Source organism: Pedococcus badiiscoriae, from assembly GCF_013408925.1.
Taxonomy (GTDB): Bacteria; Actinomycetota; Actinomycetes; order Actinomycetales; family Dermatophilaceae; genus Pedococcus; species Pedococcus badiiscoriae.
The window spans coordinates 3353064-3377645 of sequence record NZ_JACCAB010000001.1; the positions used below are offsets into that span (position 1 = coordinate 3353064).

Here is a 24582-nt window from a genome sequence, read left to right on the forward strand (position 1 = left end):
GTGCGTGGCCGACCATCAGGACTTCGCCAGCCTCTGCTTCTCGGCCTCGACGTCGAACGCGGCCGGCGGCCACTGCGGGTTCATGGTCTCGAGGTGCTCCAGGACCAGGTTCTGGACGGCGAGCCGGGCGTACCACCTGCGGTCGGCCGGAACGACGTACCACGGGGCCGCCTCCGTCGAGGTCTTCTCGAGAACGGCCTGGTAGGCCTCCTGGTACTGGGGCCAGCGCAGGCGCTCGTCGACGTCGCCGGGGTTGTACTTCCAGTGCTTGTCCTCGCGCTCGAGCCGTTCGGTGAGCCGTGCCTTCTGCTCGTCCGACGAAATGTGGAGCATCACCTTGACCACCGTCGTCCCGTCAGCGACGGCCTTGGCCTCGAAGTCGTTGATCTGGGCGTAGCGCCGCGACCAGGTCGCGCGCGGCACGAGCTCGTGGACCCGGACGATGAGGACGTCCTCGTAGTGGGAGCGGTCGAAGACGCCGACCTGACCCGGGCTGGGCATGGCGTTGCGGATGCGCCACAGGAAGGGGTGCTTGCGCTCCTCGGCCGTGGGGGCCTTGAAGGCGGTGTACTTGACGCCCTGCGGGTCCATCTGGCCGACCACGTGGCGCATGATGCCGCCCTTGCCGGAGGTGTCCATTCCCTGCACCACCAACAACAGGGAGCGCTTCACGGCGCCCCTGGACTCGGCATACAGCCGCTCCTGGAACTGGCTGATCTCGCCCGCGCGGGCGGCGAGGGCCTCCTCCCCGTGCTTCTTGTCCCCGTCGAAACCCGGAGTCGAGTGCGGGTCGCAGTCCGCCAGGATGAACCCGTCACCGACCCTCAACGCGTCAGCGAACACGGTGGGCGCCGGGACGCCCTTGTCGGACGCCGCCGTGGCGTCCAAGCCCGCGACCTTCGACTTCGGCTCGCCCATCGCCTTCTTGCCGCCCTTGGACTGCTTGCCGGCGCTGGCCTTCGTGTCCTGCTTCCCCTTGCCCATTGACGCATCCTGTCATCGCAGGTCGCGGCGCGCGAGGGATGCGACGTGGTCAGCGCCGCGGTCAGGGCCGCACGTCGTGGCGCGCGAGCGAGGTCAGCCTCGAGATCGCCCGGAAGTACTTCTTGCGGTAGCCGCCCGCGAGCATCTCCGCGGAGAACACCTCGCCGAGCGGCACGCCACTGGCGAACACGGGGATGTCGGCGTCGTAGAGCCGGTCCGCGAGCACGACCAGCCGCAGTGCGACGGCCTGGTCCACCACCGGACGGACGTGGGTCCACCCGACAGCGGTGACCCCGTCGAGCATCGAGCGGTACCGACTGGGGTGGACCGTCGCGAGGTGACGCGTCACGTCGACGAAGTGGTCGAGCAGCCCACCCTCGATGTCCACGCCCGCGCGCACCTCGTCCTCGGACGACGGCGGCGGGCTGTCCACGCTGTCGCGGTGCCGGTAGTCGGGGCCGTCGACGGTCAGGACCTCGAAACGCGCGGACAGGGCCTGGATCTCGCGGAGGAAGTCCTCGGCGGCAAAGCGTCCCGCCCCCAGCGCGTCGGGCAGCGTGTTGGACGTCGCGGCCAGCGACACCCCCGCGCCGGCCAGCCGTCCGAGCAGGGTCGCCATCAGCACCGTGTCGCCGGGATCGTCGAGCTCGAACTCGTCGATGCACACCAGCTGGTGGCCGCTGAGCGCCTCGACGGTGGGCTGGAAGCCGAGGGCGCCGACGAGGTTGGTGTACTCCACGAAGGTCCCGAAGGCCTTGGGGCCCTGGGCTTCGTGCCACAAGGACGCCAGCAGGTGGGTCTTGCCGACCCCGAAGCCCCCGTCGAGGTAGATCCCGCGACCGGACCCTTCCGACGCCTTCCGGCGGCGGAACCACTGGCCACGGGAGGGCTGCCCCAGCGACGCGGCATACGCCTCGAGACGCTCGATCGCCGCCGCCTGGGAGGGCTCGGACGGATCCGGCCAATAGGTCGTGAAGCGCTCGGCATCGAACCTGGGAGGAGGCACCAAGTCGCGCACCAGCCGCCCGCGGTCCAGCTGCGGGGATCGGTCGAGAAGGGAGCCGGGCACGACGTGGAGCCTAGTGAAGACAGATCGGGAGAAATGCAACACTGTGCCCATGCGCCTGCTGCTCGACTCGTCCGGCACCCACGCCCCCGGTGCACAGATCGACGCCGCTGCCCTGCCGGACCTCTACGCCGCGCCGGCCCGTCGCTGGCTGCGGGCCAACTTCGTGGCCACCCTGGACGGCGCCGCGAACGGCACTGACCAGCGTTCGGGGAGCATCAACACCGAGGCGGACCACGTCGTCTTCGACCTGCTGCGCCGGATGACCGACGTGGTGGTCGTCGGGGCGGGCACCGTCCGGGCCGAGGGCTACCCGTCCCTCCAGGCCGAGGACCCCCAGGCACCGCCCCTCGTGGTGGTCAGCCACTCCGGACAGCTGCCGGTGAGCGTCGCCGAGGGACCCCCCGGATCGGTCCTGCTCGTGACCCGCAGCGGCGCCGACGCGCGCGCGCTGGACGCCTCCCGCGACCTGATCGGCGAGGAGTTCGTGCTGACGTCGGGCGCGGACGAGGTCGACCTGGTGCGGATGCGAAACATGCTGGAGGACAAGGGCTTTCGACAGATCCTGTGCGAGGGCGGTCCGACCCTGCTCGGGAGCCTCCTGCGCGCGGGGGTCGTCGACGAGCTCGACCTCACCTGGTCGCCGCTCATCGTGGGCGGCGAGCACCCGGCCATCGTGAACGGACCGGAGGTCAACCTGCCCGCCTCGCCTGCCGTGCTCCTGGAGGAGGGCGGCAGCATCCTCGGACGCTGGTTCGTCAACCGCTGACGTCGTCCACCACTGACTTCGTCCGCTGACACCGCATCCGGCGGCAACGACTCAGGTCGCCACGAACTCCGCGACCGACCTCTCCCAGCGACCAGGGTCGACGTTCCACTCCTTGGTGTGCCGAGCCCTGTCCCACCGCTCCATCGTCACCAGGTCGGACCGGGCGGCCGCCAGGGCCAGCGAGGGACCCACGGGCACGAACTCGTCGTCGACCGAGTGGATCAGCAGGATCGGGTGCGACAGCTCGCCGGCCCGCGCCACCCAGTTCGTCTTGGCGACGTCCACGGGGTCGTGCACGCCCACGAGGCGTCGGGCCGATCGGCGGCCCATCAGCGCACGGCCGAGGCCGCCGATGGGAGCCGGGATGCCGTTGGCCCGCGCGTGGTGCGCCAGCACGTCACCCCAGTCGATGACCGGCGCATCGAGCACCACGTGGGTGACGTGGTCGGCCAGCCAGGAGCGGCTGAGGGTCTGCAGGACGATCGCCCCACCCATCGACCAGCCCACCAGGAGCAGCTCGCGCGCCCCGCGCTGGACGGCGTGCAGGCCGGCGTCCTCGATGTCGCGCCACTCGGACAGACCGAGGTTGTAGCGCCCGTCCGGTCCGCTTCGCGCCCCGAGGTCGTTGCGGTAGCTGGGGATGATCACGTTGATCCCGCTGTCGTGCAACGGCTTCACGGCGCGCAGTCCCTCGTGGCGTCTCGCGCCGCGGCCGTGCACGAGGATCGCCCAGCGGTGCGACGGGGTTGCCGCGGGGACCACCCAGGCCGGCATGGTCCCGAGCTCGGTGAGGACGTCGACGTACTCGGTGCGCAGCCCCAGCGACCGGTCCGGAGGGCTGCAGAAGTAGTACTGGTTCCAGCGGCCGAACCCTCCGGCGAGGTGTCCGAAGTCGACCCCGAGCAGCTCTCGCCGGACACGGCCCGATCCCTGGTCGAGCTCCAGGACCTCGCCCAGCCTGGCGTGACCGCGCTCCCCGTCGAGCCACAGCCCGTACCGCCCCGGCGAGACCGTCTCAGGGTTCACCCCCAGGGTCACCGAGTCGTCGGCGACGGCCAGGATCTGGGTGTCGTCGGGACGCTGGCGGTCGGGGGTGAGGACGCGGCGGGCGAAGTACGTCGCGGCCCCCACTGACGTCAGGGCGCCGGCCGCCAGGGCGGCCCCGGTCGTCACCGCGCCGGCGATGGCCGCCTTGCGGCCCGGTGACGGAGGGTTCGACCCGCCGGCCACTAGCGCTCCCCCAGCACGTCGGCGAGGTCGAAGCTGACCGGCTCCTCGAGCTGGTCGTAGGTGCACGACCGCGGCTCACGGTCGGGGCGCCAGCGGACGAACTGGGCGGTGTGACGGAACCGCGCACCCTCCATGTGGTCGTACCTCACCTCGACGACCCGCTCGGGCCGCAGCGGGGTGAAGGACAGGTCCTTGCCCGCGTTCCAGCGCGACGTCGCCCCGCTGGTCGGGGTGCGACTGCCCATCTCCTCCTTCGCCCAGGCCCACGGGTGGTCGTCGAAGTCGGTGACCAGGGGCTGCAGCTCGTCGAACAGCTCCTTGCGCCGAGCCATCGGGAACGCCCCGATCACGCCGACGCTCATCAGGGAACCTTCGTCGGTGTACAGGCCGAGGAGCAGCGAGCCGATGAGGTCGTCGCCGGCCTTGTGGGTGCGGTAGCCCGCCACGACGCAGTCGGCGGTGCGCTCGTGCTTGATCTTGAGCATCAGCCGCTTGTCAGGGACGTAGGCGATGTCCAGCGGCTTCGCGATGACGCCGTCGAGGCCGGCCCCTTCGAACTGCTCGAACCAGTCCTTCGCGACGGCCGGGTCGTCGGTGGCCCTCGTCAGGTGGATCGGTGCCTTGGCCTGCGCCAGCGCCTGCTCGAGCAGGGCGCGCCGTTCGCCGAAGGGGCGCTGCGTCAGGTCGTCCTCGCCGAGAGCCAGCAGGTCGAAGGCCACGAAGCTCGCGGGCGTCTCCGACGCCAGCCTCTTCACCCGGCTGGCAGCGGGGTGGATCCGCTGCTGCAACGCGTCGAAGTCGAGGCGGTCGCCGGTCGCCCCGATGAGCACGATCTCGCCGTCCACGACGCACTTGTCGGGGAAGTTCGCCAGCACCGCCTCGACGACCTCGGGGAAGTAGCGCGTCATCGGCTTCTCGTTGCGGCTGCCGATCTCGACCTGGTCGCCCGAGCGGAAGATGATCGAGCGGAACCCGTCCCACTTCGGCTCGAACAGGTAGTCACCGGTAGGGATGCCCTTCACGGGCTTGGCGAGCATCGGCGCCACCGGGGGCACCACCGGACCCCACACGGAGCGCAGGTCGGCATCCCGCTCGGCCTTCGGCGGCATGTAGTCCTCGTCGGACTTGTCCTGACGGCGCTTGCTCGGCTGCACCCGCGGCGGCTCCCCCGGCATCTTCGGGTAGTCCGGCGGGAAGTTCAGCTCGCCCAGGCCCCTCTCCTCGATGTCCTTGTCCCACAAGGCGATTGCCGCAGTCACGTCACCGACCGCCTTGTCCATGTCCGCCCACGCATCCCCCTGGGCAGCGACGATCCCCGGCACGGTGAGCACGGTGAAGTCGCTGGGGCTGACACTCGAAAGCGCGTCCCAGGTGACCGGCATACTCACCGGCGCCCCGGGCAGTGGGCGGGGGCTGTAGGCCGACGCGATGGTGCGGTCGCGGCACGCCTGGTTGAAGTCGACGAAGACCCGCTCACCGCGTTGCTCCTTCCACCACGAGGTGGTCACGAGGTCGGGCAGGCGACGTTCGAGCTCACGGGCGATGCCGATGACCCCGTGCCGCACGTCGAGGAACTCGTGGGTGGGCGCGATCCGGACGAACACGTGCACGCCGCGGTTGCCGGACGTCTTGGCCCAGCCGGTCAGGCCGACCTCGGTGAGTAGCTCGCGCAGCACGAGGGCCGCCTCGACCGCGTCCTTGAAGTCGCGTCCCGGCTGCGGGTCGAGGTCGATGCGCAGCTCGTCGGGCTTGTCGACGTCGGAGGTGCGGACCGGCCACGGGTGGAACGTCACCGTGTTCATCTGGATCGCCCACACCACGGCGGCGGGCTCCTCCACCACGACCTGCAGGTGCCTGCGCCCGGAGGGATACGTGCACATCACCGGGTGGATGAAGTCAGGCATGCCCTTGGGCGGGTTCTTGGTCCAGAACTCCTCGCCCGTGATGCCCTCGGGGAACCGCTGGAGCGTGACGGGACGGTTGCGCAGGGCCCCCATGAAGCCGTCCGAGACGTCGACGGCGTAGCGCGCCAGGTCGAGCTTGGAGATGCCGTCATCGGGCCAGATCAGCCGGTCGGGGCTCGAGATCCGCACCAGTCGCGATCCGTCAGGTCCCCCCGGGACCTCCAGCTCGGTTGCCTTTGCCACCATGGCGCGAGCCTAGTCGGGCCCTCGTCACCGGGCCGTAAGGATGGCCGCGACCACCCCGGGGACCAGAATCGACCTCGATTGCGTTGAGATGGTCGTGAAGCTGTTTCGACGAAGCCCAGTCACCGTCCCCCGAAGGAGTCGCAGCGTGAGCATGGACCAGACCGACCGCACGTATGCCGTGTCGAAGACCGACGAGGAATGGCGCGCCGAGCTCAGCCCGGCCGAGTACCAGGTGCTGCGCCAGGCCGGCACCGAGCGCCCCTACGTCGGCGAGTACACCGACACCAAGACCGAAGGTGTCTATGCCTGCCGGGCGTGCGGCGCCGAGCTGTTCACCTCCGAGACGAAGTTCGACAGCCACTGCGGGTGGCCGTCGTTCTACTCGCCGCTGGCGGGCGACTCGGTCGAGTACATCGAGGACGTCTCGATGGGGATGAAGCGGGTCGAGGTGCGCTGCGCCACCTGCGGCAGCCACCTCGGGCACGTCTTCGAGGGTGAGGGCTATGGCACCCCCACAGACCAGCGGTTCTGCATCAACTCGATCTCGATGACCCTGCGCCCCCAGGCCGACGCAGGCTGATCGCGAGCGAGGCCGTGGCAGGCGGCGGATCTACGGAGCCCGACGGGTGAACCGTGGGTCCGTCTCCCACCACGGACGATCAGACTCCTCCTCGAGGTCGAGGCGGGCGTCGACGAGCGCTGCCTCGCGCGCGTCCGACCGGACCCAGACCGCAACCGTGGCCGCCAGCAGGGGAAGGCCCACGACCTCGGCGATCCCGAACATCGCCCCGCCCCCGAGCCGCTGCTGCCACAGCGGATCCGGTGCGGCCAGGTAGGCCGCCACCGGCGCTCCGAGCAGCGACGGGGAGGCCATCACCACGACCCCGGGCACCGCGTCGAGCAGGCCGTCGCCGAAGGCGATCAACACCCGCACTCCCGCGGTGCACCAGGTCGGCACCAGCGCCTCGCCCAGGAGTGGCAGGACGAACACCAACCCGCTGACCAACAGCACTGCATACGTCAGCTCGCGGACCCAGGCCGAAGCGACCGACGCCGCGAGCCATCCCGTGGTGAACACCAGCAGGTGCAACGCCGTGGCGACCACCGAGCCGACCAGGGGGAAGAACACGACTCGGGCCACGCGGCTGCCCACCACCCGGTCCAGGCCACGCGTCGCCCCCGGGCCCAGTGCACGCCGCGCCAGTCCCAGCGGATCCCCCAGGGCGATACCGATGGGCGTGATCGCCGCGAGGACCGCCGACTGGGCTGCGGCGGCCACGAACGACGTGCTCCGCGCGGCCGCGAGACCCCCGTCGGTCGCCAGCACCAGCGAACCGATCCCGACGACGTAGAAGACGAGCGGTCGGAGCACGGGCACGTGCTCCCCCGATCGGCGCAGCGCGACCAGTCCTGCTGCGTACGCCACGCTCAGCAGCAGGGCCACCAAGGTCCCGAACGGGGACACCACCCAGCGGGTGACGATGTCGCTGAGGGTGAAGACGGTCATGACTGCGACCTCAGCGCAAGGACGCGAGCAGCTCGTCGACCGGCACCCGCCGGCCCGTGTGGAACGGCAGCTCCTCGCGGACGTGCATCCGCGCCCGCGAGGCGCGCAGCTCACGCATCAGGTCGACGATGCGGTGCAGCTCGTCGGCCTCGAAGGCCAGCACCCACTCGTAGTCGTTCAGCGCGAACGAGGCGATCGTGTTGGCCCGCACGTCGGGGAAGTCGCGAGCCTGCTGGCCGTGCTCTCGCAGCATGTCGCGACGCTCGGCGTCGGGCAGCAGGTACCACTCGTAGGACCGCACGAACGGATAGACGCAGATGAAGTCCTTGGGCGGCTCGTCGCCGAGGAACGCCGGGATGTGGCTCTTGTTGAACTCGGCCGGCCGGTGCAGCGCGGCGGCCGACCACGTGGGTTCGAGCAGGTGGCCGAGCTCGGTGCGCAGCAGCGAGCGGTAGGCGCGCTGGACGTCCTCGATGCGCTCGGCGTGCCACCAGACCATGAAGTCGGCGTCCGCGCGCAGGCCGCCGATGTCATAGATGCCGCGGGTCACGACGCCTTCTGACTCGAGCCGGGCGAAGAGGTCCTCGACCTCCTTGGCCATCACGTCCCGGCTGTCGCCCAGCGGCGCGGTGACGGAGAAGACCGACCACATGGCATACCGGATCGAGTCGTTGATCTCCCGGATCCGGGCTGCGTTGGGGTTGGACGGGTGTGGCTCGCTCATGGGCCTATCTTCCCGCGCCGGTCGCACGCGTCCGCAGGTGGGTGGCCACGGCCACCGCCGCCGCACGCCCACTGGCGATGCACGCCGGGATGCCCACGCCCTCGTATGCCGCGCCTGCCAGCTCCAGCCCGGGCGCCCCCGCGGCGGCGGTCCGGATGCGGGCGACGCGGTCGAGGTGCCCGACGGTGTACTGCGGGAGGGCACCTCCCCAGCGCTGGACATGGGTGTCCACGACGCGAGGCAGCTGGTGGCCGAGCGCCTCGCTCACCTCTGCGACGGCGATCGCGACGAGCTCGTCGTCGGGCCGCTGCAGGTCGCTGGTCTCGCCGTACCGGCCCACCGAGGCGCGCAGGAAGGACAGGTCGTCGGCTGCCTCCGCGGTCCAGCGCCACTTCGTCGAGGAGAACGTGCTGGCCTTGATGGTCCGGCCCTCGACGGCCGGCACGAGGAACCCCGAGCCCGGCAGCGGCACCGTGGTCGGCCCCGGCGCCCCGACGGCGAGGGTGATGATTGCCATCGACGCGTACTCGATCTCGCGCAGTGCCCGTGCCGCGTCGGGAAGGTGCGCGGCGAGCAGGCGGCTGGCGGGGGCGGCCGGAACCGCGATGACGACGGCATCGGCGACAAACCGCTCGGGCCGAGGACGGGGTCCGACCACGACCGACCAGCCGCCGCCGGGCGCGGTGGGCTCGAGGTGGCCGTGCTCACCGTCGGGGTGACGGTGGAGCTCGCGGACGATGGCGCCGCTGCGGATCGTCACGCCGCGGGCCCGGAGGGACTCGGTCAGCAGCTCGGCGAGACGGCCCACGCCGCCGACGAGGCCGGCGAAGACGGGTGCGGGCGCACCAGCCACCGGGACGCCTGCGGTTTCACTCGTGGCGGCCGAGGCGGCCGCGGCTGAGGCGGCGGAGGCGGCCGCGGTCTCAGCCAGGGACTGGCCGCGCTTCGCCGCCGCGAACACCGACGGCAGGCAGGCGCGCAACGACAACGCCCGGGCCTGCCCGGCATACACCCCACCGAGGAGGGGCTCGACGAGGCGGTCGACCACAGCGTCGCCCAGGCGGGCGGCGACGTACTCCCCGACCGACACGTCCTCGAAGTCGTCACTGCCCCAGGGCGTCTCGTGTTCCGCTCGCGCCACCTCGTCGGCCGACAGGATGCCGAGGGCCGAGGCTGGCGGCGACGGGATCCCCATGAGCGTGCCCTTGGGCAGCGGGTGCAGGTCGCCGCGTGACCAGATGGACGCCGACGTCGTGTCGGGGTGGACGACCTCGTCGTCCGCGCCGAGCTCGGAGAGCAGGTCGAGCGCCTCGGGCCGCCTGGCCAGCATCGACTCGGCCCCCACGTCCAGGGCGACCCCCGCCACCGGCTCACGCCTGAGCTTGCCGCCGGGGCGGTCGGACGCGTCGAGGACGGTGATCGTCGCGTCGGGAACCGCGTGCGACAGGTCCCAGGCGCAGGCCAGTCCGGCGATGCCTCCCCCGACGATGACGATCCGTGACCCGGCCATGCCCACACCCTTTCAACATCGTGACGGTTTCGACACCACCGGGTGGGAACGCCGGGGCCACCACGAGAGTCGCACCGGTAGCTCGCCCATCCCGATCCGACAGCTCGACACGACCAGGGGGTCGCCATGTTCCCTGTTAGCCCGCATCGCAGCACCGCCGCCATCGGCGCGGCACTCCTCGCAACCCTCGCCCTGGCTGCCTGCGGCGGCGGGGGCTCCAGCACGTCCAGCGCCCACAGTGCGGCCTCGGTCATGAACGGCGCCAACGAGTCCGTCGGCCGGGGCGCCTCCGTCCCGTCTGCGGTGGGCGCTCCCGCCGGGGGTGACTCGGCCAAACCCGCTGCGGGCGCCGGCACCGGGGTCACGCGGGCCAACCTCGCGGCGAACCTCGCGGCGACCCAGGACTCCCTCGCCCGGCGCGCCACCATCGCCCTCCAGGTCACAAACATCGGCCAGGCCGTGGCCAAGGTGCGCGCCACCACGGCGGCCGCCCAGGGCATCGTCCTGTCCGAGAACGTCGGGACGACCAACAGCGACGTCCCGCTCGTCGAGTCGTCGACGGTGACCGCCACGACCTATGCCGAGATCACCATCTCGGTGCCGTCGTCCGAGCTCGACGGGGTGCTGTCCGACCTCGGGTCCGTGGGCACGGTGATCCGATCGACGAGCTCGAGCGAGGACGTCGGCGCCCAGATCGTCGACACGGCCTCGCGGCTCGACACGATGCGGGCCAGCGTCGAACGCGTCCGCGCCTTCCTGCAGTCCGCCAAGGACCTCACCCAGATCGTCACCCTCGAGGCCGAGCTGACCAGGCGCCAGTCCGACCTGGAGGCGCTGGAGGCCCAGCTCGCCTCGCTCAAGGGCAGCGTCGCCCGCTCCCCCGTCCAGATCAGCCTCACCACCGAGCCGAACGTGATCGTCGTGAAGCCGCACGAGGCGGGCTTCCTCGCGGGACTCAAGAGCGGCTGGGACGCCTTCACCGGTTCGGCCACCGTGCTGCTGACGATCGTCGGCGCCGTGGTCCCGTTCCTCGTGGTGGTCGCCCTCATCGGGCTGCCGGTGTGGTGGTACCTGCGCCGCCGTCGGGTGGCGACTCCGCCGCCTGCGGTCCTGCCGCAGTAGCCCCACGCCCGGCGGGGCGAGGTCGGTCAGCGACTCAGCGCTGGCCGACCTCGTGCACGAGCTCCACGACGCGGGTCAGGACATCGGGGTCGGTGTCGGGCAGCACGCCGTGGCCCAGGTTGAAGATGTGGCCGGGCGCGGCCTTTCCCTCCTCGACGATCGAGCGGACCTTGGCCTCCAGCGCCTCCCACGGCGCGAAGAGGAGGGCGGGGTCGAGGTTGCCCTGCACGGCATACGAGCCGTCGAGCCGGGCGAGGGCGTCGGTGAGCGACACCCGGTAGTCGACGCCGACCACGTCGGCTCCCACCGCGCCCATGGCGGGCAGCAGCTCGCCGGTGCCGACCCCGAAGTGGATCGTGGGTATGCCGCGGGCCGCCACCGCGGCCAGCGCTGCGGTCGAGTGCGGGGCCACGAACCGTTCGTAGTCGGCGCGAGGCAGGGCGCCCACCCACGAGTCGAACAGCTGCACCGCCGAGGCACCGGCCGCGGCCTGCACGTCGAGGAAGGTGCCGGAGATCTGGGCCAGCCGGGCACACAGGTCGTGCCACAGCTCCGGGTCCCCGTACATCAGGGCCTTGGTGTGCTCGTGGTTCTTGCTCGGGCCGCCCTCGACGAGGTAGCTCGCGAGGGTGAAGGGTGCACCGGCGAAGCCGATCAGCGGGGTCGCGCCGAGCTCGGCGGTCAGGAGCTGGACGGCTTCGGTGATGTAGCCGACGTGCTCCGGCGTGAGCTCGGGCAGCCGGTCGAGGTCGCCGCGCGTGCGGATCGGCTTGGCCACCACCGGGCCGACGCCCGGGACGATGTCGAGGTCCACGCCGACGGCGGCCAGGGGCACGACGATGTCGGAGAAGAAGATCGCCGCGTCGACCCCGTGGCGGCGCACCGGCTGGAGGGTGATCTCGGTGACCAGCTCGGGACGCCTGCACGACTCGAGCATGCCGACGCCCTCACGGGCCGCGCGGTACTCCGGCAGGGACCGGCCCGCCTGGCGCATGAACCAGACCGGGGTGTGGCTCACCGGCTGGCGGCGGGCAGCACGGACCAGGGCGGAGTCGTGGGGGGAGGTCACCGCACAATCCTAGGTTGCTCAGAGAGCGATGATCGCCGCCCCTGCCAGCGACAGCACGGCGCCCACCTGCTGGATCCTGCGCAGCCGCTCGCGCAGGAGGACCCGCGCCAGCACGATGGTGACCACCGGGTAGAGCGAGCCGAGCACGCTCGCGACACTGACCTGGCCGCGGGAGGAGGCGATGGCGAACAGGAGGTTGGCACCCATGTCACCACAGCCGATGGCGAACAGCGCCGGCACCTCGCGCGCCTGAACCCCTCCCCAGGACCGCGCCACCGCCGCCAGCGTGAGGAACACGACGAACGAGACCCCCCGCATCCCCCACAGCGTCATCAGCGTGGACGAGCGGGCGCCACGGTCGATGCAGAACAGCGCCATGCCGAACCCCACGGCCGCCACACCCGCCAGCACCACGGGCCGCGGGGACACTCCGCCGCTCAGCTCCGGTCCCGACGCCAGGGTCACCCCGACGACGGCGACCACGATCCCCACCCAGGTCAGCGAGGAGGGCTCGTCACCGGTGACCACCCCGAGCAGCACCGGGACGGCCACCCCCAGCGCCGCGATCGGCGCGACGACGCCGATCGTGCCGCCGGCGAGGGCGGTGTAGAAGCAGAGCAGGCCGGTGACCCCGGAGACGGCGGCCCCGACCGACCACAGCGGCCATCCCGTCCAGGTGAGGTGGTCCCACTGGGTGGCGACGGCGACGCACAGCACGAGGAACGCCAGGGACTGCGTCCAGCCCACGACGGCGACGGCCGGACGTCGCCGGGAGAACAGCCCGGCGAAGAAGTCCGCGGTCCCCCAGCTGGCACTGGACGCGAGCGCGAGCAGGGAGAGCATGCGCGCACGCTACCGGTCACCGCGACACGACGCGGACGGCAGCCTCCCTGTGATATCCGACGGCTCGGCATACCCTCTGAGAGTGGGCAGCCGAACGGTCCCTGGCGACCAATCCCCCGAGTTCACGCAGGCGCTCAGCGACCTGCGCGGTGCGCGTCTGCGCCCCGAGGTGCGCCTCACCGAGGTGCCCGCTCCCCAGCGCATCGCGCCGTATGCCGTGGCCCTCACCGCCGAGGTGGTGGGCGCCGCACCCGATCAGGACGAGCTGGCCTCAGGCCGTTTCGTGCTGCTGCACGATCCCTCGATCCCCGACCCCTGGGACGGGGCCTGGCGTGCGGTGACGTTCGCGCGGGCCGAGCTCGAGCCCGAGCTGGCCAACGACCCGATGCTCGGCGCGGTCGGCTGGTCGTGGCTGACCGACGCCCTCGCCAACCACAACCTGGGCTTCACCGCCGAGGCAGGCACCGTCACGAGGGTGGTCTCGGAGAGCTTCGCGGGTCTGTCCGACCGCCCCGCCAGCGTCGAGATGGAGGTCCGTGCCTCATGGACCCCGGTGGCCGGCAACGTCGGCGCCCACCTGATCGCCTGGTCCGACCTGCTGTGCACCATCGCGGGACTCCCGCCGCTGCCCGAGGGCGTCATCGCGCTTCCGGGTCCGCGTCGCTGACGTCTTCGCGCGTGGTCAGGGGCACGGGCCGGGTAGGTTGATCCGGTGACCGACACCGAGGCTGCGCAGACGCAGGCCGAGCAGGCGGTGGCGCAGCCGGCCGAGCAGGTGGCGGAGCCGGCGCCAGCCGTCGAGCTGACCCCGCTCGAAATGCCCGTCGACGGGGTGCCTCCGGTCGTCGAGTCCGAACGGGCCCTGATGGAGGCCGCCCGCGCGATCGCCGCCGGCGAGGGACCTGTCGCGCTCGACGCCGAGCGGGCCAGCGGCTACCGCTACGGCCAGCGCGCCTATCTGGTGCAGATCCGACGCGAGGGTTCCGGCACCTGGCTGATCGACCCCATCGCGTGCCCGGACCTGTCGCCCGTGAACGACGCCATCGGCAGCGCCGAGTGGATCCTGCACGCGGCCACCCAGGACCTCGCCTGCCTCGCGGAGGTGGGACTGCGACCGCAGCAGCTGTTCGACACCGAGCTCGCCGGCCGGTTGCTCGGCCTCCCCCGGGTCGGCCTCGCTGCCGTCGTCGAGCACTACCTGGGCCTGTCGCTGGCCAAGGAGCACTCCGCCGTCGACTGGTCCACCCGGCCCCTGCCCGAACCGTGGCTGCGCTACGCCGCCCTCGACGTCGAGGTGCTGGTCGATGTCCGCAACCTGATGGGGGTGGACCTCGCCAAGCAGGGCAAGGCCAGCTGGGCGCGCGAGGAGTTCGAGGCGCTGCTCGACTTCGTCGGGCCGGCGCAGCGGGTCGACCCCTGGCGGCGCACCAGCGGCATGCACCGGGTCCGCCACCGCAGGATCGCGGCCGTGGTGCGGGAGCTGTGGGAGACGCGCGACCAGATCGCCCAGGACCGCGACGTCGCCCCCGGGCGGGTCCTGCCCGACGCCGTGCTGGTCGAGATGGCGATGGAGTCGCCGACAAACCCCGGCACGCTGACCGGCGGACACCGCTCGATCCGGCGCTACCAGCGCCAGTGGCTCGACGCGATCGCGCGGGCCAACGCGATCCCCGAGGCAGACCTGCCCCCGATGACCCTGCGCTCGGACGGTCCGCCGCCGCAGCGCTCCTGGGCCGAGCGCAACCCGGTCGCGGCGGCCAGGCTGACGGCCACGCGCGAGGCGCTCACCGCCTTCGCCGCCGAGCACGTGATCCCGATCGAGAACGTCCTGTCTCCCGAGCCCCTGCGCCGGGTCATCTGGACGCCGCCGGCAGACCAGACGGCAGCGGGTTTCGCCGAGGCCCTGCGCGCCCTCGGCGCGAGGCCCTGGCAGGCCGAGGTGGTCGCCCCGATGATCGAGGCTGCGTTCGAGGCCAACCCCGACGCCTGACCGGGTGACGGCTCTCACGCGGCCGTCCTGGTGACCTCGTTGTTACCGAGAAGTAGCATCGGTGCCGTACCCACCGGCATACCGGTGAACCCACACCCCCAGTCCCGATCAAGGGAGGCCACCCGTGCCCCGCACCCTTCATGAGGTCGTGTTCGTCGACGGTGTTCGCACGCCGTTCGGCAAGGCCGGCGACAAGGGCATGTATGCCCAGACGCGCGCCGACGACCTCGTCATCCGCTGCATCCGCGAGCTGATGCGTCGCCACCCCGAGCTCCCCCCGGAGCGAGTGGAGGAGGTCGCCATCGCCGCCACCACGCAGATCGGCGACCAGGGCCTGACCCTCGGGCGCATGGCTGCCCTGCTCTCCGGCCTGCCCAAGACCACTCCCGGGTACTCCATCGACCGCATGTGCGCGGGCGCGATGACGGCGGTGACCACGACCGCGAGCTCGATCGCGTTCGGCTCCATCGACATCGCGATCGCCGGCGGCGTCGAGCACATGGGCCACCACCCCATGGGTGAGGGCGTCGACCCCAACCCGCGGATCGTCGCCGAGAAGCTCGTCGACCCCTCGGCCCTGGTCATGGGCTCGACCGCGGAGAACCTGCACGACCGGTTCCCGTCCCTGACCAAGGAGCGCAGCGACGCGTATGCCGTGGGCTCGCAGGAGAAGCTGGCCAAGGCGTATGCGAACGACAAGATCCAGCCCGACCTCGTCCCGGTCGCCACGCGCCACCAGGAGCTCGGATACGGCCTCGCCACCCAGGACGAGCCGCCGCGTCCGGGCACGACGGTCGAGGACCTCGCGTCCCTCAAGACCCCGTTCCGCCCGCACGGCAGCGTCAGCGCCGGCAACTCGGCCGGCCTCAACGACGGGGCCACCGCGTGCATCCTCGCCTCTGCCGAGGCCGCGGCAGAGCTCGGCCTGCCCGTGCGGATGCGCCTCGTGGACTTCGCGTTCGTGGGCGTCGAACCCGAGGTGATGGGGATCGGACCGGTTCCCGCCACCGAGAAGGCGCTGGCCAAGGCCGGCCTGTCCATCGAGGACATCGGCCTGTTCGAGCTCAACGAGGCCTTCGCCGTGCAGGTGCTGGCGTTCCTCGAGCACTTCGGCATCGCGGACGACGACCCGCGGGTCAACCAGTACGGCGGCGCCATCGCCGTCGGTCACCCGCTCGCCTCGTCCGGCGTGCGGCTCATGACCCAGCTGGCCCGGCAGTTCGAGGAGCACCCGGAGGTGCGCTACGGCCTGACCGCCATGTGCATCGGCATCGGCATGGGCGCCTCGGTGATCTGGGAGAACCCCCACCACGCTGACTACGGCACGGAGGCCGCGGCATGAGCGAGCAGACTTTCGAAGAGGTCGTGACCCACACCCCGGTGCGCGACGTCGCCCTCCCGGGCAACGGGGGCACCCTGGCGCTGGTCACCCTGGACAACGGCTTCGACCACACCAAGCCCAACACCTTCGGCCCGCAGACCATCGCCGGGCTGAAGGCCACCATCGACGCCCTGCGCACTCGGGCCGACGCCGGTGAGATCCAGGCGGTCGGCATCACCGGCAAGCCGTTCATCTTCGCCGTCGGCGCCGACCTCAAGGCCGTGTCGCAGGCCGGCGACCGCGAGCAGGCCCTCGAGGTCGCCCGCGCAGGCCACGACGCCTTCGGCGCGATCATGGACCTGCCCGTCCCGACCTTCGCGTTCGTCAACGGTGCCGCCATGGGTGGTGGCGTCGAGATCGCGCTGTCCGCCGACTACCGGACGATCTCGGCCGGTGTCCCCGCGCTGGCGCTCCCGGAGACCTTCCTCGGGCTGGTGCCCGGGTGGGGTGGCTGCTACCTGCTGCCGAACCTCATCGGCCCGGCGAACGCGCTCAAGGTCATCATCGAGAACCCGATGAACATGAACCGCATGCTCAAGGGTCCCCAGGCGTTCGAGCTCGGCATCGCCGACGCGATGTTCGAGCCGGCGGACTTCCTCGAGGAGTCGCTGCTGTGGGCGGCACGCGTGCTCACCGGTGAGACGACGGTCGAGCGACCGGAGGTCTCCCGCGACGAGGCCGAGTGGGCAGCTGCCCTCAAGGCCGCCAAGGGCCTGGTCGACCTCAAGACCGGTGGCAAGTCACCGGCTCCCTACCGGGCGCTTGCGCTCGTCGAGGCGGCGCGCACCTCCACTCGCGACGAGGCCTTCGCCGCCGAGGACGAGGCGCTGGCCGATCTGGTCATGGGCGACGAGCTGCGCGCGGGTCTCTACTCCTTCGACCTGGTCCAGCGCCGGGCCAAGCGCCCCGCCGGCGCACCCGACAAGGCGCTGGCCCGCAAGGTGACCAAGGTCGGCATCGTCGGGGCAGGTCTCATGGCCAGCCAGCTCGCGCTGCTGTTCGCCCAGCGCCTGCAGGTCCCTGTCGTCATGACCGACCTCGACGAGGAGCGGGTGGCCAAGGGTGTGGGCTACGTCCACGCCGAGGTCGACAAGCTGCTCGGCAAGCGCCGGGTCGGCCCCGACCAGGCCAACCGGCTCAAGGCCCTGGTCACCGGGGCGACCTCGAAGGACGGGTTCGCCGACGCCGACTTCGTCATCGAGGCGGTCTTCGAGGAGATGTCGGTCAAGAAGACGGTCTGGGCCGAGGTCGAGGCGATCGTCAGCCCCGAGTGCGTCCTCGCGACCAACACGTCCTCGCTGTCCATCACCGAGATGGCCGCCGAGCTCCAGCACCCCGAGCGGGTCGTCGGGTTCCACTTCTTCAACCCGGTCGCCGTCATGCCGCTGCTCGAGATCATCAAGGGCGAGCGGACCGACGACGCCGCCCTGGCGACGGCGTTCGCCACCGGCAAGACCCTGAAGAAGACGACCATCCTCGTCAAGGACAGCCCGTCCTTCATCGTGAACCGCCTCCTCGGCCGGTTCATGGGCGAGGTCGCCAGGGTCGTCGACGAGGGCACCCCGATCGAGGTCGCCGACCGCGCCTTCGCCGGGCTCGCCCCCATGCCGCCGTTCATCCTGCTCGGCCTGGTCGGGCCGGCGATCGCGCTGCACAACAACGAGACCCTCGCCAAGGCCTTCCCGGACCGTTTCTACGTCTCCGAGAACCTGCGCAAGGTCGTCGAGGCCAAGAAGCCGGCCGTCTACGTCTGGCCCGAGGGCAAGCCGATCGTCGACCCCGAGGTCGAGGCGCTGTTCGACAAGCCGGCCGACCCGGTCGTGCTGTCCACCGAGGAGGTCCGCGAGCGGGTTCTCGGCGTGCTGGCCGACGAGGCGCGCCGGATGCTCGACGAGGGGGTCGTCGCGGCCCCGATGGACCTCGACCTGGCGATGATCACCGGTGCCGGCTTCCAGTTCTGGAACGGTGGCCTCACTCCCCTGCTCGACCGCGAAGGTGTCAGCGAGAAGGTCACCGGCCAGCGGTTCCTGCCCCCGGGCGCGGCCAGCGTCCCAGCCTGACCACCGGACAACCCCTGACAGCACCTGCCAGGGGCGTGGCCGGCATACCGACGGACGGTATGCCGGCCACGTCTATGTCCGGGGGTCGGTCGCGACCAGCAGGTGCGCCACCAGCCCTCGCTCGGTGAAGTCGACGAGCTGCTCCAGTGACCAGCCCGCCTCCATGACCAGGGGCTCGTAGAGGGTGGAGTAGAGCAGCAGGACATCGCGCGCCTGCGCGACGCTGACCCCCGGCCGCAGGTGGCCGCCGGCTTCGAGGATGGCGGCGTTGTGAGTCATGCGCTGGGCGCGGCCGCGGTTGATCTCCGCCCACAGTGCCGCCGCTTCGGGGTCCAGCTGTGCCGCCGTGCGCACCAGTGCGAGCAACGGGGCCGCGCGCGGGCCGACTTCGGCGGTGAGCCGGGCCCAGTGGGCCACCACCTCGCGCGGCTCCGTGGCCGCCAGCGCCACTGCGACCGCATCGGAGCGCTGCTCGGCAGGCTCGTCCCCCTCGCCGGCCAGCGCTCGGTCCCAGAGCGCCCGCACGATGCCCGGCTTGCCCCCGAACGCCTTGTAGACCGTCTCGACCGAGACGCCAGCCTGCTGCGCGATCGCGGCGATCGTCGCCCCCGCATAGCCTCGCGCGGCGAACTGCTCGCCGGCAGCCGTGAGGACCGCCTCGCGACGGAGCCGCGCGGCCAGCCGCCGGGCCGACGCGTCGTACGGCCGTCTCTTGACAGGATGATCCTTCAGGGCGCACGCTCCTTATCAGATACACATCACTGTATCTAATTTCACCGGGAGCTGGACGATGACCCCTCAGAGCACCCTCGCCCGACTGGTCGACGCGACCAACCAGCACGACCTCGAGGGGATCGTGGCGTGCTTCGCCCCCGCCTACCGCCTCACCGACCCGGTCCATCCCGCGCGCAGCTTCACCGGCAACGAGCAGGTCCGTCGCAACTGGGCTGCGATCCTCCAGGCGGTTCCGGACCTTCGGCTGGACCTCGTCGCCCACGCGGTGTCCGGCGCCACCATCTGGTCGGAGCTGGCCATGTCCGGGACCCGGCGCGATGGCGTCGCCCACGCCATGCACGGCGTCATGATCTTCGAGGTCGATGCCGACGTCATCACCACCGGGCGGCTCTTCCTCCAGCCGGTCGAGGCCGGTGGGCCCGATGCGGACGGCGCGGTCGCTGCCGCAGTCGGCGCGACTGCGACTGCGACCCTCCAGGCTCCCCCGAGCCGGTCATGATCCTCGTCGCCGGCGGTACTGGCCGGCTCGGTTCGCTGGTGCGCTCCCAGCTGTCCGGATCGGGCCACCCCGTCCGCGTCCTGTCCCGCCACGGCACCGGCTCCGGCACCGGCACCGGCACCGACACCGTGATCGGCGACGTGCGCGACCCCCAGAGTCTCCAGCGCGCCTTCGACGGTGTCCGCACCGTCGTCTCGGCCGTCACGGGGATGGCTGGCACCGACGGGTCCTCCCCCGGCTCGGTCGACCGCGACGGCAACGCCAACCTCGTCGAGGCGGCGCGGAACAGCGGCGCGACGGTCGTCCTCGTCTCGATCGTGGGGGTCCGTGCCGACCATCCGATGGAGCTCTTCCGGGCCAAGTGGGCGGCCGAACAGAACCTCCTGGCCAGCGGCGTGCCGTGGACGATCGTGCGCGCCACCGCCTTCGCCGAGACCTGGCGGGACGTCCTCGCCGAGGTGGGTGGCCACAGCGGCCGCGACCGCGTCCTCGGCCGAGGTCAGAACCCGGTCAACTTCGTGTGCGTGGCCGATGTCGCGTCCGCCGTCGTCCGCGCCGCGGTCGACCCGACGCTTCGTGGTCACGTCGTCGAGGTGGCCGGTCCGGAGAACCTCAGCCTGCTCGAGCTGTCCCGGCGCCTGGGGCAGGCAATCCAGCCGCCCGCCCACGTACCGCGCGCCGCGCTGCGGGCCATGGCGTTCCTCGCCCGGCCAGTGAGCCCGACTCGAGCACGGCTGGCGCGGGCTGCCCTGGTGATGGACACCGCGGACATGCGGGCAGACCCGGCGCCGGGCCACGCGGCATACCCGTGGCTGCCGGAGACCCGGGTCGGCGGGCAGTCAGTGCAGTCGTGACGCCAAGGACGTGGCCACCGCGTCTGCGGTGAGCCCGATCTCGTCGAGGACCTGACCCCGCGAGGCATGCTCGAGAAAGCGCTTGGGTATGCCGTGCACGTGCACCGGCACGTCGACGTCGGCGTCGCGCAGCGCCAGGGTCACGGCCGCTCCGACTCCGCCGCTGACGAGGTTGTCCTCGACGACTGCGACGGCCCCGGCCCGGCGAGCCATCGCCACGAGGTCGTCGCTGACCGGCAGCACCCAGCGAGGGTCCACGGCGGTGACCGAATGTCCTTGCGCCTCAAGCTTTCCCGCGATCTCGACGGCCATCGCGGCGAATGCGCCGACCCCGACGAGCAGCAGGTCGCAGGTCTGGGCAGAGGTCTCGTGGAGCACGTCCACGACCCCCTCCTGACGCACGGCCGCGACCGCCGGACCGACGTCGCCCTTGGGGAACCGGATGACCGTCGGACCGTCGGTGACGTCGATCGCCTCCCGGAGCTGCCGCTTGACCTGGTCACCGTCACGCGGCGCCGCCAACCGCAGGCCCGGGACCACCGAGGCGAGGGTCATGTCCCACATGCCGTTGTGGGAGGCGCCGTCACTGCCGGTGATCCCGGCGCGGTCGAGGACGAAGGTGACGCCGGCCCGGTGCAGCGCGCAGTCCATCAGCAGCTGGTCGAAGGCCCGGTTGAGGAAGGTGGCGTAGACGGCCACGACCGGGTGCAGGCCGGCATACGCGAGGCCGCTGGCCATGGTGACGGCGTGCTGCTCGGCGATGCCGACGTCGAAGACCCGGTCGGGATAGGCGGCGGCGAAGCCGTCGAGGCCGACGGGGATGAGCATCGCGGCGGTGAGGGCGACGACATCCTCGCGCTCTGCACCGATGGCCACCATCTCGTCGTTGAACTCGTCGGTCCAGATCCGGCCGCTCACCTCGAACGGCAGACCCGTCTCGGGGTTGAACTTGCCGATGGCGTGCCACTGGTCGCCCTCGTGCCGCCGGGCCGGGTCGTAACCGCGCCCCTTCTCGGTGATGACGTGGACCAGCACGGGGCCGCCGAAGGCCCGCGCCCGGCGCAGCGCCGACTCGACGGCCTGCTCGTCGTGCCCGTCGACGGGGCCGAGGTACTTGAGGCCGAGATCCTCGAACATCCCCTGGGGGGCGACGATGTCCTTGATCCCCTTCTTCACCCCGTGCAGCGTCTCGTACATCGCTCCCCCGACGACCGGGGTGCGGCTGAGGGTGTTCTTGCCCCAGTCCAGGAACCGCTCGTAGCCGCGGGTCGTGCGGAGCGTGGCCAGGTGGTCGGCCAGACCGCCGATGGTCGGCGCGTAGGAACGCAGGTTGTCGTTGACCACGATGGTCAGTGGCAGGTCCTTGTCGGCGGCGATGTTGTTGATCGCCTCCCAGGCCATGCCGCCGGTGAGCGCCCCGTCGCCGATCACCGCGACCGTGTGCCGGCCCTTCTCACCACGCAGACGCCGGGCCTTGGCGATGCCGTCAGCCCACGACAGGGCGGTGGAGGCGTGCGAGTTCTCGACCACGTCGTGCTCGGACTCGGCGCGGCTGGGGTAGCCGGACAGGCCGCCCTGCTTCTTGAGCTTGCTGAAGTCGTGCCGACCGGTGAGCAGCTTGTGGACGTAGGACTGGTGCCCCGTGTCGAAGACGATGACGTCCCGGGGGCTGTCGAACACGCGGTGCAGCGCGATCGTCAGCTCGACGACGCCGAGGTTGGGACCGAGGTGGCCGCCAGTCTTGGAGACGGACTCGACGAGGAAGTCCCGGATCTCCTGGGCCAGGGCCGGGAGCTGGGCAGGCGTCAGCGCCTTGAGGTCGGCCGGGCCGTTGATGGTCTGGAGCAGTCGCACGCACGCCGTCCTTTCCGGTCCTTTGACTGCAGGGGAACCGCCCGAGTCTATGCGCCCCGCCTGATCTCGACTCCCTGCGGCACTCCCGTGACCTCGACGTCGCCGTCGCGGGTCACCGTGACCGCGAACGTGGCGTCGCCGAGCCGCAGACCCTCCACGTGCAGCGCGCCGAACGGCGTCGGCCGGATCGGGTCGACGTGCAGGACACCGGCAGGCAGGTCGGCGCGCAGCCCCAGGGCCACGGTCAGCAGGGCGCCGGCCGAGGCCGCCGACCAGGCCTGCGGACGGCAGGAGGCCGGGTAGGGCGACGGACGCCCGAGCATGGGCAACCCGGAGTAGAGCTCCGGCCAGCGGTAGTCGAACGCCTCGCCCGACGCCACGAGTGCGTGCACGACCGCAGCGGCCTGCGCGGTGAGCCCCTCGCGGGCCAGCCCGAGCGCGACGATCGCCGAGTCGTGGGTCCACACCGAACCCGTGTGGTATCCGATCGGGTTGAAGCCGCCGTTGCCGCTGCCCAGGGTGCGCACCCCGAACGCGTCCAGCAGCTCGGGACCGGTGACGGTGGACCCGACGGAGGCGGCCTCGCCCCGGTCCAGGGCGCCCGTGCCCAGGGCGTGACCCATGTTGGAGCCGAGCCCGTCGACGGGCCTGCCCGAGCCGTCCAGTGCCATGGCGAGGTAGTGCCCCGCGTCGCCGTCCACCCAGAACGCCGCCCGGATCCGGTCGCTCAGGGCGCCCGCCTCGGCCCGCGCCCGGTCGGCGCCGGGCTCACCAAGCGCGTCGAGGAGGTCGGCCGCGGCGAGCAGCGCCTCCACGGCATAGGCCTGGGCCTCGACGAGGGCGATCGGCGCGTCGGCGACACGGCCGTCCCGCATCCGCATCGAGTCGCCGGAGTCCTTCCAGCCCTGGTTGGCGAGCCCGTGACCTGTGGTGTCGAGGTACTTGAGGAAGCCGTCGTCATCGGGCTGGCCGTCGCCGGTCAGCCAGGTGAGCGCGGCGCGCAGGTGTGGCAGCAGGGCCTTCACCTCGGGCTCGGGCAGCCCCCAGCGCCACGCCTCGACGAGGAGGGTGACCCACAGGGCGGTGGCGTCGACGGTGCCGTAGTAGAGCGGCGGGAGCGCCAGGTCACCCTTGCGTGGGGATCCCACGTATGCCGTGCGGCGCACCTCGTGCGGGATCTTGCCGGGCTGCTCCGCGGAGTCCGCGTCGTGCCGGGTCCCCTGTCGTCGGGCCAGGGCGCGCAGGGTGCCGCCGGCGAGCTCGGTGCCGAACGGCAGCATCATCCGGGCGGTCCAGATCGAGTCGCGGCCGAAAAGCGTGAGGTACCAAGGGGATCCAGCCGCGGGAAAGACATCCGCCCGGTCCAGCGGGTCGCGCAGCAGCAGGTGCCTCAGGTCGTCGACCGACTGGGCGACCAGCGGGGCGAGCCGCGGCTCGTCGGCGACGACCCGGATGGCGTCCCAGTGGACACCATCGCTGCCGGGGTCGGCGTCGAACTCCGACGCGGCCGTGCGAGTGGGGGTGATCGTCACCCGGAACCGCTGGGTCTCCCCCGGTTCCACCACGAGCTCGTGGCCGACGACCGCGCGGTCGGTGGCGAGCTCGAGGGACACCGGCACGGGGTCGAAGTCGACCCTGGTGAGGTGACGCGAGGTGCCGAAGGTGAGGGCTGCGTTGCCCGCGTCCGCGACCGGGGCGGGGCTCACGCCCGGGGCGTCGACCGCCCCGTACTTCACCTGGGCGATGGGGATCCCGTCGGCCCCGAGCTCCAGCCGCAGGGCTGCTCGGACTGTCTGAGCGGCTCGCGAGGTGACGCTGATGTCCTCGTGCATCACGTCGTCGACGAGACTGCGCAAGCGACGGACCTCGACCGTCGGGTCGGCGCCGACGTCGCCCAGTCCACGGGCGGCGCCGAAGAACTCGGCAAGGGCTCCGCCGGCCTCGGAAGCGACCCCGCTGGGGGCCTCCCCGGACACGGTGAGCTCGAGGCGCGAGAGCACCCGGACGTCGTCGACGAACAGCCCGTGGCCGGAGCGGGGGCTCATGTCGCCGCCCGCCGCGGACAGGGCTGTCGCGTTGCCGTGGACGATGATCGACAGGTCGTGCAACCACGGTTGGCGTGGTGTCTGCTCGGTGTTCAAGCGGTCCTCACTATCCGGACGAGCCGTGCGTGGGTCGCCATGATCATGCCGCCATGCTCCTTGGTCCTGTCGCGCGGGTCCTCTTGACGGCGGT

At 71.6% G+C, this 24582-nt stretch carries 21 protein-coding genes and 1 pseudogene; 9 read left to right on the forward strand and 13 right to left on the reverse strand.

Annotated features, from left to right (window positions below; translation table 11 throughout):
- Positions 1-15: 15 nt before the first annotated feature.
- Together BJ986_RS15855 and zapE are read right to left on the reverse strand one after the other, a co-directional pair.
- Positions 16-984: a polyphosphate kinase 2 family protein gene (locus tag BJ986_RS15855; RefSeq protein ID WP_179423272.1), complete on the reverse strand. Its 969-nt coding sequence runs from the start codon at positions 982-984 to the stop codon at positions 16-18.
- A 61-nt stretch (positions 985-1045) separates the two neighbouring features.
- The gene (gene zapE, locus BJ986_RS15860) at positions 1046-2053 is read right to left on the reverse strand and encodes a cell division protein ZapE (RefSeq protein ID WP_337795444.1); all 1008 of its coding nucleotides are present in this window, start codon (positions 2051-2053) and stop codon (positions 1046-1048) included.
- Between the two features lie 49 nt (positions 2054-2102).
- Here zapE and BJ986_RS15865 point away from each other — a divergent pair, with 49 nt between their 5' ends.
- Positions 2103-2819: a dihydrofolate reductase family protein gene (locus BJ986_RS15865; protein ID WP_179423276.1), complete on the forward strand. Its 717-nt coding sequence runs from the start codon at positions 2103-2105 to the stop codon at positions 2817-2819.
- Positions 2820-2870: 51 nt separating this feature from the next.
- Here BJ986_RS15865 and BJ986_RS15870 read toward each other — a convergent pair whose 3' ends face one another.
- Both BJ986_RS15870 and BJ986_RS15875 read right to left on the reverse strand, forming a co-directional pair.
- Positions 2871-4049 carry an alpha/beta hydrolase gene (locus BJ986_RS15870; protein WP_179423278.1) on the reverse strand — a complete coding sequence of 393 codons (1179 nt, stop codon included), beginning with the start codon at positions 4047-4049 and terminating at the stop codon, positions 2871-2873.
- A complete protein-coding gene (locus BJ986_RS15875) occupies positions 4049-6199 on the reverse strand; it encodes an ATP-dependent DNA ligase (protein ID WP_179423280.1) in 2151 nt (716 codons plus the stop codon). The genes BJ986_RS15870 and BJ986_RS15875 overlap by 1 nt, the downstream gene beginning before the upstream one ends.
- Before the next feature lie 151 nt (positions 6200-6350).
- On the opposite strand from BJ986_RS15875, the gene msrB reads away from it, so the two are divergent.
- The gene (msrB, locus tag BJ986_RS15880) at positions 6351-6779 is read left to right on the forward strand and encodes a peptide-methionine (R)-S-oxide reductase MsrB (protein ID WP_179423984.1); all 429 of its coding nucleotides are present in this window, start codon (positions 6351-6353) and stop codon (positions 6777-6779) included.
- Positions 6780-6809: 30 nt separating this feature from the next.
- Here msrB and BJ986_RS15885 read toward each other — a convergent pair whose 3' ends face one another.
- From BJ986_RS15885 to hemG, 3 genes are read right to left on the reverse strand one after another with little or no spacing between them, the layout of a single operon-like run.
- Entirely contained in the window at positions 6810-7706 is an 897-nt protein-coding gene (locus BJ986_RS15885) for a cytochrome c oxidase assembly protein (RefSeq protein ID WP_179423282.1), read from the reverse strand.
- A gap of 10 nt (positions 7707-7716) precedes the next feature.
- Positions 7717-8430 (reverse strand): hydrogen peroxide-dependent heme synthase, encoded by a 714-nt coding sequence (gene hemQ / locus BJ986_RS15890; RefSeq protein WP_179423284.1) that lies wholly within the window; start codon positions 8428-8430, stop codon positions 7717-7719.
- Positions 8431-8434: 4 nt separating this feature from the next.
- Positions 8435-9940, reverse strand: a complete 1506-nt coding sequence (gene hemG / locus BJ986_RS15895; protein WP_179423286.1) for a protoporphyrinogen oxidase — start codon at positions 9938-9940, stop codon at positions 8435-8437.
- A gap of 126 nt (positions 9941-10066) precedes the next feature.
- Here hemG and BJ986_RS15900 point away from each other — a divergent pair, with 126 nt between their 5' ends.
- A complete protein-coding gene (locus BJ986_RS15900; protein ID WP_179423288.1) occupies positions 10067-11062 on the forward strand; it encodes a DUF4349 domain-containing protein in 996 nt (331 codons plus the stop codon).
- Between the two features lie 34 nt (positions 11063-11096).
- On the opposite strand, the gene hemE is transcribed toward BJ986_RS15900, so the two are convergent.
- Together hemE and BJ986_RS15910 are read right to left on the reverse strand one after the other, a co-directional pair.
- Positions 11097-12131 carry a uroporphyrinogen decarboxylase gene (gene hemE / locus BJ986_RS15905; RefSeq protein WP_179423290.1) on the reverse strand — a complete coding sequence of 345 codons (1035 nt, stop codon included), beginning with the start codon at positions 12129-12131 and terminating at the stop codon, positions 11097-11099.
- A gap of 18 nt (positions 12132-12149) precedes the next feature.
- On the reverse strand, positions 12150-12974 hold the full coding sequence (locus tag BJ986_RS15910) for a DMT family transporter (protein ID WP_179423292.1): 825 nt from the start codon (positions 12972-12974) through the stop codon (positions 12150-12152).
- A gap of 82 nt (positions 12975-13056) precedes the next feature.
- On the opposite strand from BJ986_RS15910, the gene BJ986_RS15915 reads away from it, so the two are divergent.
- The 4 genes from BJ986_RS15915 (at position 13057) to BJ986_RS15930 (ending at position 18405) form a co-directional block, all read left to right on the forward strand.
- Complete coding sequence (locus tag BJ986_RS15915) at positions 13057-13641, forward strand: DUF3000 domain-containing protein (RefSeq protein WP_337795445.1); 585 nt, start codon at positions 13057-13059, stop codon at positions 13639-13641.
- Between the two features lie 45 nt (positions 13642-13686).
- Entirely contained in the window at positions 13687-14964 is a 1278-nt protein-coding gene (locus BJ986_RS15920; RefSeq protein ID WP_420372051.1) for an HRDC domain-containing protein, read from the forward strand.
- 124 nt (positions 14965-15088) lie between these two features.
- Positions 15089-16306: an acetyl-CoA C-acyltransferase gene (locus BJ986_RS15925; protein ID WP_179423296.1), complete on the forward strand. Its 1218-nt coding sequence runs from the start codon at positions 15089-15091 to the stop codon at positions 16304-16306.
- On the forward strand, positions 16303-18405 hold the full coding sequence (locus tag BJ986_RS15930; RefSeq protein ID WP_179423298.1) for a 3-hydroxyacyl-CoA dehydrogenase NAD-binding domain-containing protein: 2103 nt from the start codon (positions 16303-16305) through the stop codon (positions 18403-18405). The genes BJ986_RS15925 and BJ986_RS15930 overlap by 4 nt, the downstream gene beginning before the upstream one ends.
- Positions 18406-18477: 72 nt before the next feature.
- Here BJ986_RS15930 and BJ986_RS15935 read toward each other — a convergent pair whose 3' ends face one another.
- Positions 18478-18930, reverse strand: coding sequence for a hypothetical protein (locus tag BJ986_RS15935; protein WP_238338113.1), 453 nt, complete (start codon positions 18928-18930; stop codon positions 18478-18480).
- Positions 18931-19137, reverse strand: a pseudogene (locus BJ986_RS16905) (TetR family transcriptional regulator); the annotation flags it as partial.
- 58 nt (positions 19138-19195) lie between these two features.
- Here BJ986_RS16905 and BJ986_RS15940 point away from each other — a divergent pair.
- The gene (locus BJ986_RS15940) at positions 19196-19639 is read left to right on the forward strand and encodes a nuclear transport factor 2 family protein (protein WP_179423300.1); all 444 of its coding nucleotides are present in this window, start codon (positions 19196-19198) and stop codon (positions 19637-19639) included.
- On the forward strand, positions 19636-20493 hold the full coding sequence (locus tag BJ986_RS15945) for an SDR family oxidoreductase (RefSeq protein ID WP_179423302.1): 858 nt from the start codon (positions 19636-19638) through the stop codon (positions 20491-20493). The genes BJ986_RS15940 and BJ986_RS15945 overlap by 4 nt, the downstream gene beginning before the upstream one ends.
- Here BJ986_RS15945 and dxs read toward each other — a convergent pair.
- Both dxs and BJ986_RS15955 read right to left on the reverse strand, forming a co-directional pair.
- Positions 20479-22347, reverse strand: coding sequence for a 1-deoxy-D-xylulose-5-phosphate synthase (gene dxs, locus BJ986_RS15950; RefSeq protein ID WP_179423304.1), 1869 nt, complete (start codon positions 22345-22347; stop codon positions 20479-20481). The two genes, BJ986_RS15945 and dxs, sit on opposite strands and share 15 nt — an antisense overlap.
- A gap of 47 nt (positions 22348-22394) precedes the next feature.
- Positions 22395-24488, reverse strand: coding sequence for an amylo-alpha-1,6-glucosidase (locus tag BJ986_RS15955; protein ID WP_179423306.1), 2094 nt, complete (start codon positions 24486-24488; stop codon positions 22395-22397).
- Positions 24489-24582 lie beyond the last annotated feature (94 nt).